This window comes from Leucobacter weissii (assembly GCF_017565745.1).
Lineage (GTDB): Bacteria > Actinomycetota > Actinomycetes > Actinomycetales > Microbacteriaceae > Leucobacter > Leucobacter weissii.
Genome location: NZ_JAGDYM010000009.1, coordinates 93,714 through 110,917, shown reverse-complemented (window position 1 = coordinate 110,917; position 17,204 = coordinate 93,714). Strand labels below are relative to the sequence as shown.

Sequence of the window (17,204 nt, the reverse complement as noted above, 5' to 3'; positions counted from 1 at the left end):
CGGGACCGGAGGGGCACCGCCGGGCCGCGGGGTCCCGCTGACGAGACGAGACGCGGTCCATCGAGACGAACGCGGGGGAACGAGGAGGATCATGGGTCACGAGACAGGGGCGGCGGCATGAGCGGGCGGGTGGTCGAGCGGGTGGCGACACCCGAGGAGCATGCCGCGCTCGCCGCATCCGTGGGGTGGGAATCGCATTTCGACGAAGAGCTCCGGTCGGCATCGCTGAGGGGGTCGATCGCCGGCGTCGTCTACCTGGACGACGCGGACGGAGCGGTGGGGATGGCGCGCGCGGTCGGGGACGGGTTGCAGTACGCCTACATCCAGGACGTGATCGTCCACCCCGACCATGAGGGGGAGGGCATCGCCACCGAGCTCGTCGCCCGCTTGATCGATCTGCTGCGTCCACCGCCGGGGACCGACATCTTCATCGGTCTCTTCGCGAGCGAGGAGGCGCACGGCGTGTACGAGTCCCTGGGGTTCTCCAGCACGGGCGCGATCGGCATGCACCAGCGGGTCGCGAGCCCCGGCGACGCCGGAGGGCAGCCCTCCTAGGGCCGCCGCCGCTGCTCGGCCTCCTGCTGCTCGGCCTCCGCGCCGCCGATCGCCTCGCCCCGCGCCACGAGACCGGCCTGCTCGGACAGCGGGATCTGCTTGAGGAGCAGCGCGACGATCAGCGCAGCCGCGAGGAACGGGATCACGTACCAGAAGACCGGGGCGAGAGCCTCCGCGTAGGCGTCGACGATCCCCTCGCGGAGATGCTCGGGAAGACTGCGCAGCGTCTCGGGATCGATGGTCGCGGTCGCGGTCGCCGCCTCGTCCGGGTCCGCTCCCGCGCCCGAGAACGCCGCTACGAGGCGCTCGGTGAGGCGCGTCGTGAAGAACGCCCCGAAGACCGCGGTGCCGAGCGAGGCGCCCACCTCGCGGAAGTAGTTGTTGGTGCTCGTGGCGGTGCCGATCTCGTCGGCGGGCACCGCGTTCTGCGCGACCAGCACGATGATCTGCATGACGAGCCCGAGCCCGAGCCCGAACACCGCGAGGTAGGCGCAGATCAGCCAGATCGGCGTGCTCGCGGTCAGCGTGGTCATCGCCAGGAGCGCGACGATGGTGATGCCCAGCCCGGCGATGGGGTAGATCCTGTAGCGGCCGGTCTTCGACACCAGGATGCCCGACAGGATGGAGGCGCCCATCATCGTCGCCATGAGCGGCAGGAGAAGCAGCCCGGAGGCCGCGGCAGAGGTTCCGGATGCCATCTGGAGGAAGGTGGGTACGAAGCCGATCGCAGCGAACATGCCGATCCCGAGGGTGAAGCCGATCGCCGTGGTCTGCACGAAGATGCGGTTGCGGAACAGGGAGAGCGGGATCACCGGATCCTCGGCGCGGGATTCCACCAGGACGAACAGGCAGGCCGCGATCAGCGCACCCGCGCCCCAGGCCCACGTGACCGGGGACGCCCAGCCGTGCTCGGCGTCCCCGCCGAAGTCCGTGAAGAAGATCAGGCACGCCGTCGCCGCCGACAGCAGCACGACGCCCAGCACGTCGAGCCGCTTCTCCGGTCGTTTGCTCGGCAGCTTCAGGGTGAAGTAGCCGATCAGGAATGCCGCGATCCCGATCGGGATGTTGATGTAGAACGCCCAGTGCCAGGTCAGATGGTCGACGAAGTAGCCCCCCAGCAGCGGGCCGGCGACGGACGAGAGCCCGAAGACGGCGCCCAGCGGGCCCATGTACTTGCCGCGTTCGTTCGCCGGGACGATGTCCGCGATGATCGCCTGGGAGAGGATCATGAGACCGCCGCCGCCCAGCCCCTGGAGCGCCCGGAACACGACGAAGGTCCAGAAATCGCCGGCGAACGCGCAGCCTACGGAGGCGAGGGTGAACAGCGCGATCGCGATGAGGAAGAGATTGCGCCGCCCCAGCACGTCTCCGAACTTGCCGTAGATCGGCATCACGATCGTCACCGCGAGCAGATACGCGGTCGTGATCCACACCTGGTGCTCCACGCCGCCGAGCTGCCCCACGATCGTCGGCATCGCCGTCGAGACGATGGTCTGGTCCAGGCTCGAGAGCAGCATGCCGGCGATCAGCGCGGAGAAGATCAGCCAGATGCGGCGCTTGGTCAGCAGGAGAGGGGCCGACGTCGTCATGGGTGGATCCGTTTCGGTGCGGGGCGGAGCAGCATAAGATGCAGAAACTGCAGATAAATACTACAGTAACTGAATATTCAGTTCGCGACTGGACGTGTATCGTGAGTCCGGAGGGGTGGAGGACGATGTCGGGAACGCGGGGAGCCGCGACGGCGGCGGCGATCGAGGACGCTGCGCTCGATCTGGTGCTGGACCGCGGCTATGAGCGGGTCACGGTCGATCTGATCTGCGAGGTCGCCGGGGTGAGCCAGCGGACGTTCTTCAACCACTTCCCGACCAAGGACGACGCCCTGCTCGGACGCGATGTCCCGGACATCGACGAGCCGGCCGCCAGGCGCTTCATCGTGGGCACCGGTCCCATGCTCCAGGATGCGCTGTCGCTGGTCGCGCCGCCCGCCGAGGGGGCGTCGATCTCCCGGCTCGCGGACCGCATGAAGGCGATCTCGTCGGTGCCGTCGCTCCTGGCCGGACACCTGGCGAGGATCGCGGCCGTCGACGACGAGGTGCGCGAACTGGTGGATCTCCGTCTCCGAAGGCAGAAACCCGAGATGGACGAGCGACGGCGCCTCGAAGAGGCCGAGATGCTCACCAGCCTGCTCGGCGCGGTCATGCGCTGGATCGCGGTCGCCTCGTCCCGCGACGACTCCGACACCGTCGGCTTCGCCGACCTCGTCCGACGGGCGCGGCTCGTGCTCGACGAGGTGGTCCGGGATTCGCCGCCCGCGCCTGCCGACCCGCTCTGAGCGGCCTGCTCGTCTTTACCCCGCGGAACGCGTGGGATACCATCGTTGCATTGTGGCTGTCTCCGCTTCGACTCATCACCCGGGCCCTTCCCGGACGCCCCGCGTCCGCGGGATCGGGGCCGCCGCCGCGGTGCTCGCGCTCTTCGGCACCGCGGTCCTGGCGCCCCTGTCGGTGTCGAGCGCCTTCGCCCGCGACGGGCTCGGAGCGATGGCCGCCGAGGTGCCGGATCAGGAATTCACCTCCGCGGCCTCGGTCGAGCAGGATTTCGAGCTGACCGTGTCGACGGTCGAAGCCGTGCCGGGGACGGAGCGTGGATCCGGCTTCACCGGCAAGGCCGTCGCGGGCGCGCTCTACACGCTGCAGCAGTTCATGTTCAGCGGGGTAGTCGAATGGCAGGGCTACAAGTTCACCTACTACAGCCAGCAGGTGCTTCCCGGTCCGGGGCTTCAGATCCCCGGCCGCCACGTCAACGAGGACGGCTATGTGAGCGACGAGGACGGCTACATCGTGCTCGCGGGGTCGGCCCCCAAGGGCACCGTGTTCGAGACGCCGTTCGGTCATCCGGGGAAGATCTACGATCGCGGCACCGTCGGCAACCACCTCGACGTCTACATCCGCTGATCGAGCTCCCATCCGGGTCCCGTCGCACGGCAGGGGCCGAGTCGCTCACAGCCCGATCCGGCGTGCGCCGGAGCCGCTGTCTCCGAGGCGATCGTCGGGGTTGAGCAGCCGACACGCCCTCATCGAGAGGCAGCCGCAGCCGATGCAGCCGGTGAGCTCGCGCTCCAACTGCTCGATGCCGCGCCTCCGCTGCTCCAGGGTGCGCTTCCAGCGGCGCGAGGCGCGCTGCCAGTCGGTGTGGCTCGGAGTCGAGGTGAGCGGCACCTCCGCGAAGGCCTCCTGCACGTCGGCGAGCGGGATGCCGAGCCGCTTCGCCACCGAGATCAGCGCCACGCGTCTCAGCATGTGACGCGGGTATCGGCGTTGCCCCCCGGACGTCCGCTCGGCGGCGATCAGTCCGAGGCGCTCGTAGTAGTGCAGCGCCGAGACGGCGACCCCGGTCCGGGCGCTCATCTCGCCCACCGAGAGCAGCGCGGGCGTCTCCGCCGGGGTCTCTGGTGTCGACGTGCCCATGATCCTCTCCTCTCGTGCTTGACCTCAACCTTACTTGAGGTTGTAGCGTGAGAACCATGTTGGAATCACGAGCCGGGTCCCCGCCGGCGTCCTCCCGATCCGAACTCGCAGCTCCGGCAGAAGCAGACCCGCGGTGAGCGCGGGGGCTGGAGGAGACGTCGCGAACGCCTTCAGGACGGCATTCCGCGGGCATCCGGCCGGGATCGCGCTGATCACCGCGCGCGGCGCAGACGGCGGTCCCGTCGGGCTCACCGCATCGAGCGTCGCGTCGGTCAGCGTCGATCCCGCGGCCCTCGCGTTCTCCGTGACCCGCGCGACGGGCAGCGCGGGCGCGCTGCTCGCCGCGGACGCGCTGCTGGTGCACCTGCTCGACTCCCGCCACATCGGGCTGGCCCAGCAGTTCGCCCGCTCCGGGGGCGAACGGTTCACCCCCGAACAGGGCTGGCGGACGCTCGAGACCGGCGAACCCTATCTGCCCGGCGTGCGCGCGGCCCTGCGCTGCGCTCCCCTGCAGATCACTCCGGTGGGGGAGTCGTCCGCCGTGATCGCGGAGGTGCTCGAGGTGCTTCCGGGAGAGACGGGCGCCCCCCTGGTCTACGTCGATCGGGCCTTCCAGTCCCTCGCCGGGGATGCCGACCGGCCCGGCTCCGCTCCGCACTCCGAACCCCAACCGAAAGGACACCTCCGATGACCGCCTACACCCTTCCCGAACTGACCTACGACTACTCGGCGCTCGCCCCGCACATCTCCGCGCGCATCATGGAGCTGCACCACTCGAAGCACCATCAGGCCTATGTGACCGGAGCGAACACGGCGCTGGAGCAGCTCGCCGAGGCACGGGCCGCGGGCGATCTCGCGGGCGTCAACAAACTCGAGAAGGACCTCGCCTTCAACCTCGGGGGGCACATCAACCACAGCGTGTTCTGGCAGAACCTGTCGGCCGACGGCGGCGGCGATCCCGAGGGCGAGCTCTCCGCGGCCCTCGAGGACTCCTTCGGCTCGCTCGACGCCTTCCGCGCGCACTTCACCGCGACGGCGCTCGGCGTGCAGGGCTCGGGCTGGGCGGTGCTCGCCTGGGAGACGGTGGGGGAGCGGCCGGTGATCTTCCAGCTCTTCGATCAGCAGGGCAACGCCCCCCTCGGCGTCGTCCCCCTGCTGCAGCTCGACGTGTGGGAGCACGCCTACTACCTCGACTACCAGAACGTGCGGGCCGACTACGTGAAGGCCTTCTGGAACGTGGTCGACTGGAGCGACGTGCAGCGGCGCTTCGAAACCGCGCGGCGCGATGCGCGCGAACTCATCGTGCGCCGCGACGTCTGAGCGCGCCGGCGGCGCCCGTCGGCGGCGCTACCGCGCGTCGGCGGGCGCGCTCGCCGAGTGGCGATCCCGGAAGGCCTCCCGCGGTACGAAGCACAGCAGCACCGCGGCGAGCATCGCCGTCGCGCCGCAGACGAGCCACACGGTGACATAGCCGGACAGGGAGCCCGCGGTGCCGGCCGTCGCGCCGGCGCCCTCCGCGACGCCCTGCATGAGCGCGATCCCGAACACCGCCGAGGCGATCGCGCCGCCCACGGTCTTCACGGAGTTCGTCAGTCCCGTGGCGACCCCGGTCTGCGTGGCCGGCGCTGCGGATGCGGCGGCCGCGGGAAGGGCCGCGACCAGCGCGCCCGAGCCGATCCCGGCGATCACCATGTTCGTCACGACCTGCGCGTAGCTCGCGTGGAACGGCAGGAAGAGGAGATAGCCGACGCCGACGAGCGCCGCCGCGCCGATCAGGGTGACGCGGGGTGAGAACCAGCGCGAGAACTTCGGGAAGAGCAGCGCCCCGACGATCATGCCGATCAGATACAGGCCGATGATGAGCGAGGTCGCGAAACCGCTCGTGCCGAGACCGTAGCCGTGCGCATCGGGATCGGTGCGCGCGAAGGTCGACAGCGGCGCCTGGGCGCCCAGCACGCTCACGCCGAAGAGCCCCGCCGTCAAGAACACGGGCCCGAGGGCCGGCGACCGGAACATGCGCACGTCGATGAGCGGATCCGGATGCCGCAGCTCGACGAGCACGAAGGGGATCAGCAGGGCGATGCCGAGCACCACCACGCCCCAGGCCAGCGGGGATCCCGCGCCGTGGAGCCTGAGCAGGCTGAGCCCGCCCGTGAACGCGATCAGCGCGACGGAGACGAGGCAGAGTCCGAGCAGGTCGAGTCGGCCGCCGTTCGGATCGGGCGACTCCTGCACGCCGAACCGGATCACGAAGTAGCAGGCCACCACGAACAGGGCCGGCACGAGCAGCACGATCCAGAGCGGCAGCGTGTCGACCAGCTGGCCGCCGAGGAGGGCGCCGCTGATGGCACCGGCCTCGAGGGTGGCGACGAGGATGCCGGCGGCGCGCGCGGTGAGCAGCGATCCGCCCTCCCGTCCGCGCGTGCGCGACCAGATGATCGCGATCTCGAGCGGCAGCCAGACGACGTAGAAGCCCTGCAGCGTCCAGGCGACCAGGAACACCGCGAACGAGTCGGTGAAGGGGAGCGCCAGCGAAGCGATCGCCGTGAGCGCCGTCGACCACAGCAGCATGCGCTTGTGGCCGAACATGTCGCCGAGCTTCGCGAAGGCGGGCACGACCAGGGCGGAGAGCATCAGCTGCGTGCCCTCGAACCAGTTCACGTCGGCGTCGTGGATCCCGAGGTGCCGCGCGATGTCGGTCAGCATCGGCGTGTAGTAGCCCTGCAGGATGCCGCTGGTGAACTCCACGAACGCGAGGAAGCCGACGATGCCGGTGAGCGGGCCGAGCCGCACCGGCGCGCGGCGGCCGGGCGGGCGGGTCGATCGGCTCATGCGGGCAGCCCCTCGATCAGTGCGCGGTGGAAGCGCTCGCCGCGATGCAGCTCGGCGATCTCGACCCGTTCGTCGACGCCGTGGATGGTGGCGCGCAGCTCGGCGTTCATGGCGAGCGGCGCGAAACGATAGGTGCTCGCGCAGAAGCGGTGGAAGTAGCGCGAGTCGGTCGCGGCCATCGTGACGTAGGGCACCGTGACCGCTTCGGGATGCGAGGCGCCCACGGCGCGCGCGATGAGCGCGAAGGGCGCGTGGTCCGCAGACGACTCCGGGGAGGGATCGTTGCCCTCCACCACCTCGATGTCGACCAGCGGGTCCGCGATCCGGCGCCGCAGGCGCCGCACGGCGCCGGCGACCGTCTCCCCGAGTGCGAGGCGCAGATTCACCGTCGCACTCGCCTGCGAGGGAAGCACGTTGTTCGCCGTCCCGCCGCTCAGCCTGGTGGGCGCGATCGTGGTGCGCACGAGCGCCGCGGCCTCGCCGCCCAGAGCCGCGAACGCGCGCGCGTTCAGCCAGGGCCAGGCGGAGAGCGTGCGGTAGAGGATCCGGCCGGCCCCCGAGCTGCGTGCCGCGAAGAGTCGCAGCATGCGCGGGATCGCCCGAGGCGCGCGGGCGGGGAAGATGCGCGGGGTGAGCCGGTCCACCGCGCGGGCGACCCGACCGACGGCGGTGAGACGGGGCGGCACGGAGGCGTGGCCCCCCTCGCTGCGGGCCGTGAGGCGCACCGTGGCGAGTCCCTTCTCGCCGACGCCCACCATCGCCGCGGTACCCGACACGAAGGGCAGCGGCGCATCGGTGACGGCCCCGCCCTCGTCGAGCACGATCCACGGAGCGATGCCCCTCTGGTGCAGGGTCTCGGAGATCTCCCGCGCCGCGGCGCCGAAGCTCTCCTCGTTGCCGCCGAAGGAGAGATAGACGTCGCGGGCCGGCACGAAATCGGCCGCGAGCAGGTTCTCCACCGCCTCCAGGATGACGAGCAGGGGGCCCTTGTCGTCGAGCGCCCCTCTCCCGTGGACCCAACCGTGCTCGATCCGTCCGGCGAACGGGGGATGCGTCCAGGGGTCGCTCTCATCCACCGGCACGACGTCGTAGTGGGCCATGAGCACCGCCGGATCGGCGTCTCGGTTGCGGCCGCGCCAGTGGAACAGCAGGCCGAACTGCGTGATCCGCTCGCGGGCGAGCCGGCGATGCACGAGCGGATAGAGCTCTTCGAGCAGCGAGACGAACGCCTCGAAGGGCCCACCGCCGCGCTGCTCCAGCTCCGCCGATACCGTGGGGATGCGGATCATCCGGGCGAGGCGCTCGTCGCTGCCCGGCCGGGGGTCCACCTCGACCGCATTCGCCATGAGTTCACTCTAGTGTATGCACACCGCGTCGAGCCGGGGTGGGGGGGGGGGGGGGGGGGGGGCCCGCCGAACGCCCAGGCGCCCCCCCCCCCCCCCCCGCCCCCCCCCCCCCCCCCCCCCCCCCCCCCCCCCCCCCCCCCCCCCACCCCGATTCGCCCCGAGGGCAGGATCAACCGTCCATGAGCCGGGAGCGGGTGAGGAAGCGCTTGCCCTCCGGCGCCTCGACCGAGAAGCCCGAGCCGCGGCCGTCGACCACGTCGATGGTGAGAAAGGTGTGCTTCCAGTACTCGAACTGCTCCGCCGACATGTAGAACGGCACCGTGCGGTGCGCGCCCGACAGGTCGCCCGGTGCCGGCCCGAGGTCGACGGTCCCGAGCTGCACGTCGGCGCCGCCGATGATGAAGTCGCCGAGGGGGTAGCACATGGGCGAACTGCCGTCGCAGCACCCTCCGGACTGGTGGAACATCAGCGGGCCGTGTCTGTCCCAGAGCGCGTGCAGCAACTCGACCGTGTCCGAAGCGAACGCCAGTCGGGGGCGCGTCTCGCCGGGGATCGCCGGATCGGCGAGGATCTCCTCTGACATCGTGGTGCTCCCTCCTGGGGCAGCGGCCGGAGCGCTCCGCTCCGGCCGCTCCGCCCGGGCCTCGTGCTCGGGTTCAGAAGAACCCGAGCTTGTTCTCGCTGTAGCTGACCAGCAGGTTCTTGGTCTGCTGGTAATGATCGAGCATCATCAGGTGGTTCTCGCGCCCGATCCCGCTCGACTTGTAGCCGCCGAAGGCGGCGTGCGCGGGGTAGGCGTGGTAGTTGTTCACCCACACGCGGCCGGCCTGGATATCGCGCCCCGCCCGGTAGGCGACGTTGCCGTTGCGGCTCCACACGCCCGCGCCGAGCCCGTACAGGGTGTCGTTGGCGATGCTCAGGGCGTCGTCGTAGTCGGAGAAGGTGGTCACCGCCACGACCGGCCCGAAGATCTCCTCCTGGAAGATGCGCTGCCTGTTGTGGCCTCGGAAGATCGTCGGCTGCACGTAGAAGCCGTCGGCGAACTCGCCGCCGATGTCGGCGCGACCGCCGCCGGTCAGCACCTCAGCGCCCTCCTGCTTGCCGATGTCGATGTAGGAGAGGATCTTCTCGAGCTGGTCGGTGGAGGCCTGCGCGCCCACCTGCGTGTCGGTGTCGAGCGGATTGCCCTGGATGATCGCCTGCGTGCGGGGCACCACATCGCCCAGGAAGCGATCCGCGATGCTCTCCTGGATGAGCGCGCGCGACGGGCAGGTGCAGACCTCGCCCTGGTTGAAGGCGAACAGCGTGAAGCCCTCCTGCGCCTTGTCGTAGAAGGCGTCGTCCTGGGCGACGACGTCCTCGAAGAAGAGGTTCGGGCTCTTGCCGCCGAGCTCCAGGGTCACCGGGATGAGGTTCTCGGAGGCGTACTGCGAGATCAGGCGGCCCGTCGTCGTCTCGCCGGTGAAGGCGATCTTGCGGATGCGCTTGTTCGAGGCGAGCGGCTTGCCGGCCTCGAGCCCGAAGCCGTTGACGATGTTGACCACGCCGGGGGGCAGCAGATCCCCGATGATCTCGAACAGCACGAGGATCGACGCCGGGGTCTGCTCGGCCGGCTTCAGGACGACCGCGTTGCCGGCTGCGAGCGCGGGGGCGAGTTTCCAGACCGCCATGAGGATCGGGAAGTTCCAGGGGATGATCTGGCCGACCACGCCCAGCGGCTCGTGGAAGTGGTAGGCGGTGGTGTCGTCGTCGAGCTGCGAGAGGCGCCCCTCCTGCGCACGGATCGCGCCGGCGAAGTAGCGGAAGTGGTCGACCGCGAGCGGGATGTCGGCGTTGAGCGTCTCGCGCACCGGCTTGCCGTTGTCCCAGGTCTCGGCGACGGCGATCTGCTCGAGGTTCTCCTCGATGCGATCGGCGATCCGGTTCAGCACCAGCGCTCGCTCGGCCGGGCTGGTCCTGCCCCAGGCGGGCGCCGCGGCGTGCGCGGCGTCGAGGGCGGCCTCGATGTCCTCGGCGGTGCCGCGCCCCACCTCGGTGAAGGCCTTGCCGGTCACGGGGGTGACGTTCTCGAAGTACTGGCCCAGCTTCGGGGCGACCCATTCGCCGCCGATGTAGTGCTCGTAGCGACTGCGGAAGGTCACCTTGGAACCGGGCGTCCCCGGCGCTGCGTAGACGGTCATGTCGTTCTCCTTGACATCTTTGTCGGTCGTCATGCCCCGGTAGTGGGGTGTCCGAGACGTTACGCGGTGCAACGTTGCAACCACGTTGCAGTCGTGTCTCAGACGCGCGACCGAGGCCCCTCAGTCCGAGCCGGCGAGGTGCTCGAGGTGGGCGACCACCTGCGCGCGCTTCGGAGACCGGGCCGGCAGCCGGCGCAGGAGAGCCCACCAGATCTCCGGATCGTCCACAGCATGGTCGCTCCTCGCGTACGCCTCGAGCACGTCCACGGCGGCATCCGCGAGCATCGCCTCGCGGAGCGACCCGGCGACCCGGTCCCGTATCTCCAGCACCCCCGGCGAATTCGAATCTGGGAGGACCGGCCCCGCGGCCAGGCCGAGCGCCTGCCGATGGGATCCGCGGTGGAGCAGGCGCAGCACCCGCGCCGCGTCGGAGCCGAGCGGTGCGGAGAGGCGGTAGGGCTTCGGGAGCAGTTCCAACCCCGTTCGCAGCCCGCTCAGCTGCTGCCTGAGCCGCACGAGCTCGGCGCGCAGCGTGCCTTCCGAATCGGGGCTGCCGTAGATCAGCTCGGCGAGCCGCCGGCTGCTCAACCCGTCCGGATGCCAGGCGAGGAGCAGCAGGATCTCGGCGTGGCGCAGGCTCAGCCGGGTCTCGCGCGCGCTCGCGTCCGCGCGGAGCCGATGGGCGGCGGCGCCCAGGACCGACAGCTCGGGCGAGGTCCTCCTGCGCGCGGCGGTGAGAGTCGGGTTCGTCGCGGGCTCGACCATCGCGCGGAGCGCCGTGAGCCGAAGCTCGGTCTCCAGCACGGCGACGGCGGCCTCGATGAGCGTCAGCGTCTGCGGCTCGACGGCCTCATCGCCTCCGGTGATGTCGATCACCCCGAGCACGGATCCCGTCACCGGATCGTGGACGGGCGCCGCGGTGCAGCTCCAGCGGTGCACGTGCCGGTTGAAATGCTCCGCTCCCATCACCTGCACGCCGTGGTCGAGGGCGATGGCGGTTCCGGGCGCGCTGGTGCCGACCACCCGCTCCGACCATTCCGCTCCTGCGACGAACCCCATCGCCTCGGCCTCCGCTCGGAGCCGGTGATCGCCCTCGACCCAGAGCAGGCGTCCCGAGGCGTCCCCGACGGCGACGAGCAGGCCGGCATCCTCCGCCTCCGCGATGAGCAGTCTGCGCAGCACGGGCAGCAGGGGATGAAGCGGATGCGCGCTGCGCCGCGCCCGGAGCTCGGCCTCCGCCGGGATGTCCTGATCCGGAAGCCGATCCGGGTCGAGCCTCGGCGCGGATCGGGCCCAGGAGTCGAGCACGATCCGCCGCATCCCCGCGCGTCGGGAGGGATCCTCGACACCGGTCAGCGCGACCGTGCCGGACGACCGCTCGGCGAGCAGCAGCTCGTGGGCGAGCGCCACGGTTCGCTTCCGCTCCTGCACGGAAGCACCGCGATTCACCGCCACCCAGGGATTCTCGCGCATCGGCACCTCATCGTGTATCGCGATCGCGGGCCGAACGCACTCGGTCGGCGCCTGCGACTCGTCCCATCATCATAGTGCGAAGTCGCGTCGGCCGGGCGAGCGCGATGCCGTCGCGAGCGGGGTCCGGCTCAGGCCCGCGTGACGATGGTGGTGCGGGGGAGTGCCTGCAGCACTCCGTGGCTGACCGATCCGAGCAGCAGGCGCTGCAGCCCGCCGCGGCCGCGGCTGCCCACGACGATGGTATCGGCGTCTTCGGCCGCCTGCAGGATCGCGGCCACCGGCGGGGCCTGCACGATCCTGCGCTCCACCGAGAGATCCGGGTAGCGCTCGGCGAGGCCCGCCGTGCCGATCGCGATGGACTCCTCGGCAGCGGAGCGCTGGGATTCGACCAGCTCCTCGCTCCAGAGGTACTCGAGCCCGGGGGTGAGCGGGGGCATCCAGGCGTAGACCGCGATCAGGGGGACCCCGCGGAACGACGCCTCCTCGGCTGCGAAGGCGATGGCGCGCTGGGACGCCTCGCTGCCGTCGACGCCGACGACCACGCCCGGCTGCGGCTTCCCCTCGACGTTGCTCGGCACGACGGCGACGGGGCAGTGCGCCACCGCAGCGATCTTCACGGCGCGCGTGCCGAAGAACGAGCCCGCGAGCTTGCTGCCGGCGTGCGCTCCGAGGATCACGAGATCCGCGTGCCGCGAGGCGTTCTCGACCTCCGCGATGGGATGTCCGACCACCGCGGTGCCCGAGATCTGGCCGGTGAAGCCGGATTCCCGCGCGAACTCCCGCTCCGCCTCGAGCATCTTCTCCGAGGCGGCCTGCGCCTCGGAGAGGAACGCCACGCTCTCGGACAGGAAGGAGTCGTCCGCGACGTGGAGCAGTTCGACCGTCGCCCCGCTCTGCGCGGCGCGGGTGAGGCCCCATTCGAGCGCCGTGCGGCTCTGCTCGGAACCGTCGACTCCGATGATGTACTTCTCCGCCATTTCGGTGACCCTCTTTCCTCGTGGATGGATGCGGACGCTCGTCCCGGCCGTCAGTCGGTGCGCGCCGGGAGATGAGCCGGGTGGCTCCCAGCCAGCTGCTCGATGATGCGCACGACCTGGCAGCTGTAGCCGTACTCGTTGTCGTACCAGACGTAGAGCACCGCGCTGTCGCCGGAGGCGATCGTGGCGAGCCCGTCGACGATGCCCGCGCGGTTGCTGCCGACGAAATCCGTCGACACGATCTCCGGGGACTCGACGTAGTCGATCTGCGTGCGCAGCGCCCCGGTCAGCGCGACCCGCTCGAGGTGGGAGTTGATCTCGTCCCGGGTGACCTCGCGCCCGAACTGCAGGTTCAGCACCGCCATGGAGACGTCGGGCGTGGGCACCCGGATCGCGTTGCCGGTGAGCTTGCCCTCGAACTCGGGCAGCGCCTTGGCGACGGCCTTGGCCGCGCCGGTCTCGGTGAGCACCATGTTGAGCGCGGCCGAGCGTCCGCGGCGGTCGCCCTTGTGGAAGTTGTCGATGAGGTTCTGGTCGTTGGTGTAGGCGTGCACCGTCTCGACGTGCCCGCGCTTCACGCCGAAGGTGTCGTTGAGCACCTTCAGCACGGGCGTGATCGCGTTGGTCGTGCACGAGGCGGCGGAGACGATCGTGTGCTCGTCGGTGATCGCGTGACTGTTCACGCCGTACACGACGTTCAGCATGTCTCCCTTGCCCGGAGCAGTGAGCAGCACCCGCGCGATGCCGCGGTTCCGCAGGTGCTGGCCCAGCCCCTCGGCGTCGCGCCACCTGCCGGTGTTGTCCACGAGGATCGCGTTCTCGATGCCGTAGCCCGTGTAGTCGACGCTCGCCGGATCGTCCGAGTAGATCACCTGGATGCGCACGCCGTTGGCGAGGATCGCGTTCTCCTCCTCGAGCACCTTGATGATGCCGTTGAACGGGCCGTGGACCGAGTCCCTGCGGAGGAGGTTGGCGCGCTTGACGAGATCGTTCTCCGATCCCTTGCGCACCACGATCGCGCGCAGGTTCAGGGTGTTGCCGCTGCCGGAGTGATCGATGATGATGCGGGCCAGGAGGCGGCCGATCCTGCCGAAGCCGTAGAGCACCACATCGGTCCCCGTCTTCCGCTCGGTGCCGATCGCCGGAGCGAGATGCTCGCGCAGATACGCCTCCAGATCGTCCGCTCCCGACTGGCGGAAGCCGTTGACCAGCAGCGCCAGGTCGAGGGACACCGGGCCGGGCTGGATCGCCGCGAGCGCCTCGACGACCCGGGCGGTCTCGTCGAGCGGCAGCTCGACGTCGTCGATCTTCCTGGCGTAGCTGTGCGCCCGGATGACATCGATGGCGGACCGGCCCACCAGGCTGCGGCCGTGGACCGACATCACCACATCGTGGTCGCGGTACAACTGCCCGATCAGCGGGATCAATCGCTCGGCGAGCTCCTGCTTGGCCTTCCACGCTTCAAGGTACTCGTCGGCTTGCTGGTTCATCTGAACGGTGGGTTCCTTCCGCTGCTCGGATCGAAGTGGCCTGCCCGCCTCGGCGTCGTCTGCGCCTGCCTCCAGTATCCCACGACCGGGCAGGTCACGGGGGCGTAACGATCTCGTGACCTCCTGTGACGCGAGCATTTCGCGGTGCGTCGGCGATTGGTCACGATGGAAGGCGTCGCAGCCGACGACACTCACCGAGGCTGCCGTTCACGAACATCCACCGAAACACAGATCAAGGATTCGACCATGTCTCTGAAGAAGCGCGGCTCACTCGCCGTTCCCATCGCAGCTCTCGCCCTCGCGCTCACCACGGCGCTGGCCGGATGCGCGACCCCCGCCGCCGAGGAGGCCCCCGCGGACGAGACCCCTGCCGCGGAGAGCGTGAAGCTCGGCGTGGTCGGTGCGAGCGACCCCTACTGGGAGGTCTTCGTCGACGCCGCCGCGGAGGAGGGCATCGAGGTCGAACTCGTCGACTTCTCGGACTACAATCTGCCGAACCCCGCCCTCACCGCGGGGGAGATCGACCTGAACCAGTTCCAGCACATCATCTACCTGGCGCAGCACAACAACGCCACGGGCGATGATCTGCAGCCGATCGGCTCCACGGCGATCTATCCGCTGGGCCTCTACTCGACCCAGTTCGAGAGCGTCGAGGACATCCCGGATGGCGCCACGGTCGCCGTCCCGTCCGACGAGACCAACCGGGCCCGGGGCCTCCTCGTGCTGCAGTCCGCCGGGCTCATCGCGCTGGAGGGCGGCGGGTCGGTCACCTCCACCCCCGACGACATCATCGCCGATCAGTCGCGCGTGGAGGTGACCGAGCTGGACGCGGCGCTGACCGCGACCTCGCTCGGCGACGTGGCGGCGGCGATCATCAACAACGACTTCGTGCCGGACGCCGGGCTCGAGTTCTCGGACGCCATCGCGCAGGACGATCCCAGCGATCCCGCGGCATTCCCCTACATCAACATCTTCGCCTCCCGCGCCGCGGACAAGGACAACCCGACCTACCTCAAGCTGGTGGAGATCTACCAGAACAACCAGGACGTGCTCGACGGCGTGCAGGAGGTCTCGGGCAACACGGCCGTCTTCACGACGACGCCCGCGGCCGAGCTTCAGGAGAGCCTCGCGCAGGTGCAGTCCGACATCGCCGAGTAGTAGACTCAGCGGCTATGACGCGGGTCACACTCACCGGGGTGGTGAAGCGGTTCCCCCAGCCGGGACGCGACACCGCCCCGGTGCTCGCCGTAGACGACGTGTCGATCGACATCGCCTCCGGCGAGATCCACGCGATCATCGGCTACTCGGGCGCGGGCAAGAGCACGGTGCTGCGACTCATCAACGGGCTCGAGCAGGTGACCGAGGGGCGGATCGCCGTGGGCGAGCAGGTGGTGAGCGGGCTCGACGAGCGACAGCTCCGCCGGGTGAGGCCGGGTCTCGGGATGATCTTCCAGCACTTCAACCTGCTCCACTCCAGGACGGTGGCGCAGAACGTGGAGTATCCGCTCGTCGTCGCGGGCATGCCGAAGGCCGAGCGGGCGGCCCGCGTCGATGAGTTGCTCGCCTTCGTCGGCCTGGAGGACAAGGCCGGCGCCTACCGCGAACAGCTCTCGGGCGGGCAGAAGCAGCGCGTCGGCATCGCCCGGGCGCTCGCCACGAACCCCGGCGTGCTGCTGGCGGACGAGGCCACGAGCGCCCTCGACCCGGAGACCTCCCTCGAGGTGCTCGCGCTGCTGCGCCGGGTGAACCAGGAGCTCGGCATCACGATCATCCTGATCACCCACGAGATGAGCGTGGTGCGCGAGCTCGCGCATCGGGTCACGGTCATGGACGGCGGGCGGGTCGTCGAGCAGGGCGACGTCTTCGAGGTGTTCTCCCGGCCGCAGAGCGACACCGCGCGTCGCTTCGTCGCGACGGCGCTGCCGACGCGCCCGGGCCCGGAGCAGTTGAGCGAGCTGCGGGCCCGGCATCGCGGCGCGCTCGTGAGCGTCATCTTCCGCGACGAGGGGGTCGATCAGCCCTTGATCTTCCGGACGCTGGCCGAGCGCGGCGTCGGGGTGAGTATCGTGCACGGTGGCGTCACCGAGGTGGGCGGCCGGTTGTTCGGCCAGGTGACTCTCGAACTCATCGGCGACGAGTTGCGCATCGAGCACGCGATCGCGGCGCTCGGCCAGGTGGCGGAGATCGAGGTGATCCACTGATGGACGGACTCCTCGAGCACGCCGACAAGTTCCTGCCCGCCACGGCGGAGACGCTGCTCTACGTCGGCGTCGCCATGCTGGTCGGCGGTCTGCTCGGTCTGGCGATCGGGGTGCTGCTGGTGGTCACGCGCCGCGGCGGCCTCACTCCGAACGCGCTGGTCTACTGGCTGCTGAACCTGCTGGTCAACTTCTTCAGGCCGATCCCGTTCCTCATCCTGATGGTGGCTCTCCAGCCGCTCGCTCGGATCGTGGTCGGCACCGGTATCCAGGATCCGGCCTTCATCTTCGTGCTCTCCTTCGCAGCGACCTTCGGCGTCGCCAGGCTGGTCGAGCAGAATCTGCTCACCGTCGACCCGGGCGTGATCGAGGCGGCCCGGTCCATGGGCGCCGGTCCGCTGCGGATCATCCTGACCGTGCTGATCCCGGAGGGGCTCGGGCCGTTGATCCTCGGCTACACCTTCGCCTTCATCGCGGTGGTCGACATGAGTGCGCTCGCGGGCATCATCGGCGGAGGGGGGCTGGGCAATCTCGCGCTCCAGTACGGCTTCCGGCAGTTCAACCCCTACATCACCTGGGGGGCGGTGCTGCTCATGATCCTCATCGTGCAAGTCGCGCAGGTGCTCGGCAACGTGCTCGCCAGGAGGGTGCTCAGACGCTGATCCGCACGGCCTCGTCCGGGCGCG

General features: G+C 70.0%; 17 protein-coding genes. 8 read left to right on the top strand and 9 right to left on the bottom strand.

Features of this window, described 5'->3' with window-relative positions; all coding sequences use genetic code 11:
• Nucleotides 1-117: 117 nt before the first annotated feature.
• Nucleotides 118-555 (top strand): GNAT family N-acetyltransferase, encoded by a 438-nt coding sequence (locus J4H92_RS08130; RefSeq protein ID WP_208097678.1) that lies wholly within the window; start codon nucleotides 118-120, stop codon nucleotides 553-555.
• On the opposite strand, the gene J4H92_RS08125 is transcribed toward J4H92_RS08130, so the two are convergent.
• Nucleotides 552-2,144, bottom strand: a complete 1,593-nt coding sequence (locus tag J4H92_RS08125) for an MDR family MFS transporter (RefSeq protein ID WP_208097677.1) — start codon at nucleotides 2,142-2,144, stop codon at nucleotides 552-554. The two genes, J4H92_RS08130 and J4H92_RS08125, sit on opposite strands and share 4 nt — an antisense overlap.
• Before the next feature lie 125 nt (nucleotides 2,145-2,269).
• Here J4H92_RS08125 and J4H92_RS08120 point away from each other — a divergent pair, with 125 nt between their 5' ends.
• Together J4H92_RS08120 and J4H92_RS08115 are read left to right on the top strand one after the other, a co-directional pair.
• Entirely contained in the window at nucleotides 2,270-2,887 is a 618-nt protein-coding gene (locus J4H92_RS08120) for a TetR/AcrR family transcriptional regulator (RefSeq protein ID WP_208097676.1), read from the top strand.
• A gap of 52 nt (nucleotides 2,888-2,939) precedes the next feature.
• On the top strand, nucleotides 2,940-3,509 hold the full coding sequence (locus tag J4H92_RS08115) for a hypothetical protein (protein WP_208097675.1): 570 nt from the start codon (nucleotides 2,940-2,942) through the stop codon (nucleotides 3,507-3,509).
• Between the two features lie 45 nt (nucleotides 3,510-3,554).
• On the opposite strand, the gene soxR is transcribed toward J4H92_RS08115, so the two are convergent.
• Entirely contained in the window at nucleotides 3,555-4,022 is a 468-nt protein-coding gene (gene soxR, locus J4H92_RS08110) for a redox-sensitive transcriptional activator SoxR (protein ID WP_208097674.1), read from the bottom strand.
• Between the two features lie 133 nt (nucleotides 4,023-4,155).
• Here soxR and J4H92_RS08105 point away from each other — a divergent pair, with 133 nt between their 5' ends.
• A complete protein-coding gene (locus tag J4H92_RS08105) occupies nucleotides 4,156-4,713 on the top strand; it encodes a flavin reductase (RefSeq protein ID WP_208097673.1) in 558 nt (185 codons plus the stop codon).
• Nucleotides 4,710-5,342: a superoxide dismutase gene (locus tag J4H92_RS08100; protein ID WP_208097672.1), complete on the top strand. Its 633-nt coding sequence runs from the start codon at nucleotides 4,710-4,712 to the stop codon at nucleotides 5,340-5,342. Before J4H92_RS08105 ends, J4H92_RS08100 begins: the two co-directional genes overlap by 4 nt.
• A gap of 27 nt (nucleotides 5,343-5,369) precedes the next feature.
• Here J4H92_RS08100 and J4H92_RS08095 read toward each other — a convergent pair whose 3' ends face one another.
• The 7 genes from J4H92_RS08095 to J4H92_RS08065 form a co-directional block, all read right to left on the bottom strand.
• Nucleotides 5,370-6,854 (bottom strand): MFS transporter, encoded by a 1,485-nt coding sequence (locus J4H92_RS08095; RefSeq protein WP_208097671.1) that lies wholly within the window; start codon nucleotides 6,852-6,854, stop codon nucleotides 5,370-5,372.
• The gene (locus tag J4H92_RS08090) at nucleotides 6,851-8,200 is read right to left on the bottom strand and encodes a M20/M25/M40 family metallo-hydrolase (RefSeq protein ID WP_208097670.1); all 1,350 of its coding nucleotides are present in this window, start codon (nucleotides 8,198-8,200) and stop codon (nucleotides 6,851-6,853) included. Before J4H92_RS08090 ends, J4H92_RS08095 begins: the two co-directional genes overlap by 4 nt.
• A 169-nt stretch (nucleotides 8,201-8,369) precedes the next feature.
• The gene (locus J4H92_RS08085) at nucleotides 8,370-8,783 is read right to left on the bottom strand and encodes a DUF779 domain-containing protein (protein ID WP_208097669.1); all 414 of its coding nucleotides are present in this window, start codon (nucleotides 8,781-8,783) and stop codon (nucleotides 8,370-8,372) included.
• Nucleotides 8,784-8,856: 73 nt separating this feature from the next.
• Complete coding sequence (gene exaC, locus J4H92_RS08080) at nucleotides 8,857-10,380, bottom strand: acetaldehyde dehydrogenase ExaC (RefSeq protein WP_208097668.1); 1,524 nt, start codon at nucleotides 10,378-10,380, stop codon at nucleotides 8,857-8,859.
• Between the two features lie 120 nt (nucleotides 10,381-10,500).
• On the bottom strand, nucleotides 10,501-11,853 hold the full coding sequence (locus J4H92_RS08075; protein WP_208097667.1) for a GAF domain-containing protein: 1,353 nt from the start codon (nucleotides 11,851-11,853) through the stop codon (nucleotides 10,501-10,503).
• Nucleotides 11,854-11,981: 128 nt separating this feature from the next.
• On the bottom strand, nucleotides 11,982-12,830 hold the full coding sequence (locus tag J4H92_RS08070) for a universal stress protein (RefSeq protein WP_208097666.1): 849 nt from the start codon (nucleotides 12,828-12,830) through the stop codon (nucleotides 11,982-11,984).
• 50 nt (nucleotides 12,831-12,880) lie between these two features.
• Nucleotides 12,881-14,320, bottom strand: a complete 1,440-nt coding sequence (locus tag J4H92_RS08065) for a glyceraldehyde-3-phosphate dehydrogenase (RefSeq protein ID WP_208097665.1) — start codon at nucleotides 14,318-14,320, stop codon at nucleotides 12,881-12,883.
• Nucleotides 14,321-14,566: 246 nt separating this feature from the next.
• Between J4H92_RS08065 and J4H92_RS08060 the strand changes: the two genes are divergently transcribed.
• From J4H92_RS08060 to J4H92_RS08050, 3 genes are read left to right on the top strand one after another with little or no spacing between them, the layout of a single operon-like run.
• Nucleotides 14,567-15,478, top strand: a complete 912-nt coding sequence (locus J4H92_RS08060; protein WP_208097664.1) for a MetQ/NlpA family ABC transporter substrate-binding protein — start codon at nucleotides 14,567-14,569, stop codon at nucleotides 15,476-15,478.
• Nucleotides 15,479-15,492: 14 nt separating this feature from the next.
• On the top strand, nucleotides 15,493-16,521 hold the full coding sequence (locus tag J4H92_RS08055) for a methionine ABC transporter ATP-binding protein (RefSeq protein WP_208097663.1): 1,029 nt from the start codon (nucleotides 15,493-15,495) through the stop codon (nucleotides 16,519-16,521).
• The gene (locus tag J4H92_RS08050) at nucleotides 16,521-17,180 is read left to right on the top strand and encodes a methionine ABC transporter permease (protein ID WP_208097662.1); all 660 of its coding nucleotides are present in this window, start codon (nucleotides 16,521-16,523) and stop codon (nucleotides 17,178-17,180) included. The genes J4H92_RS08055 and J4H92_RS08050 overlap by 1 nt, the downstream gene beginning before the upstream one ends.
• Nucleotides 17,181-17,204 lie beyond the last annotated feature (24 nt).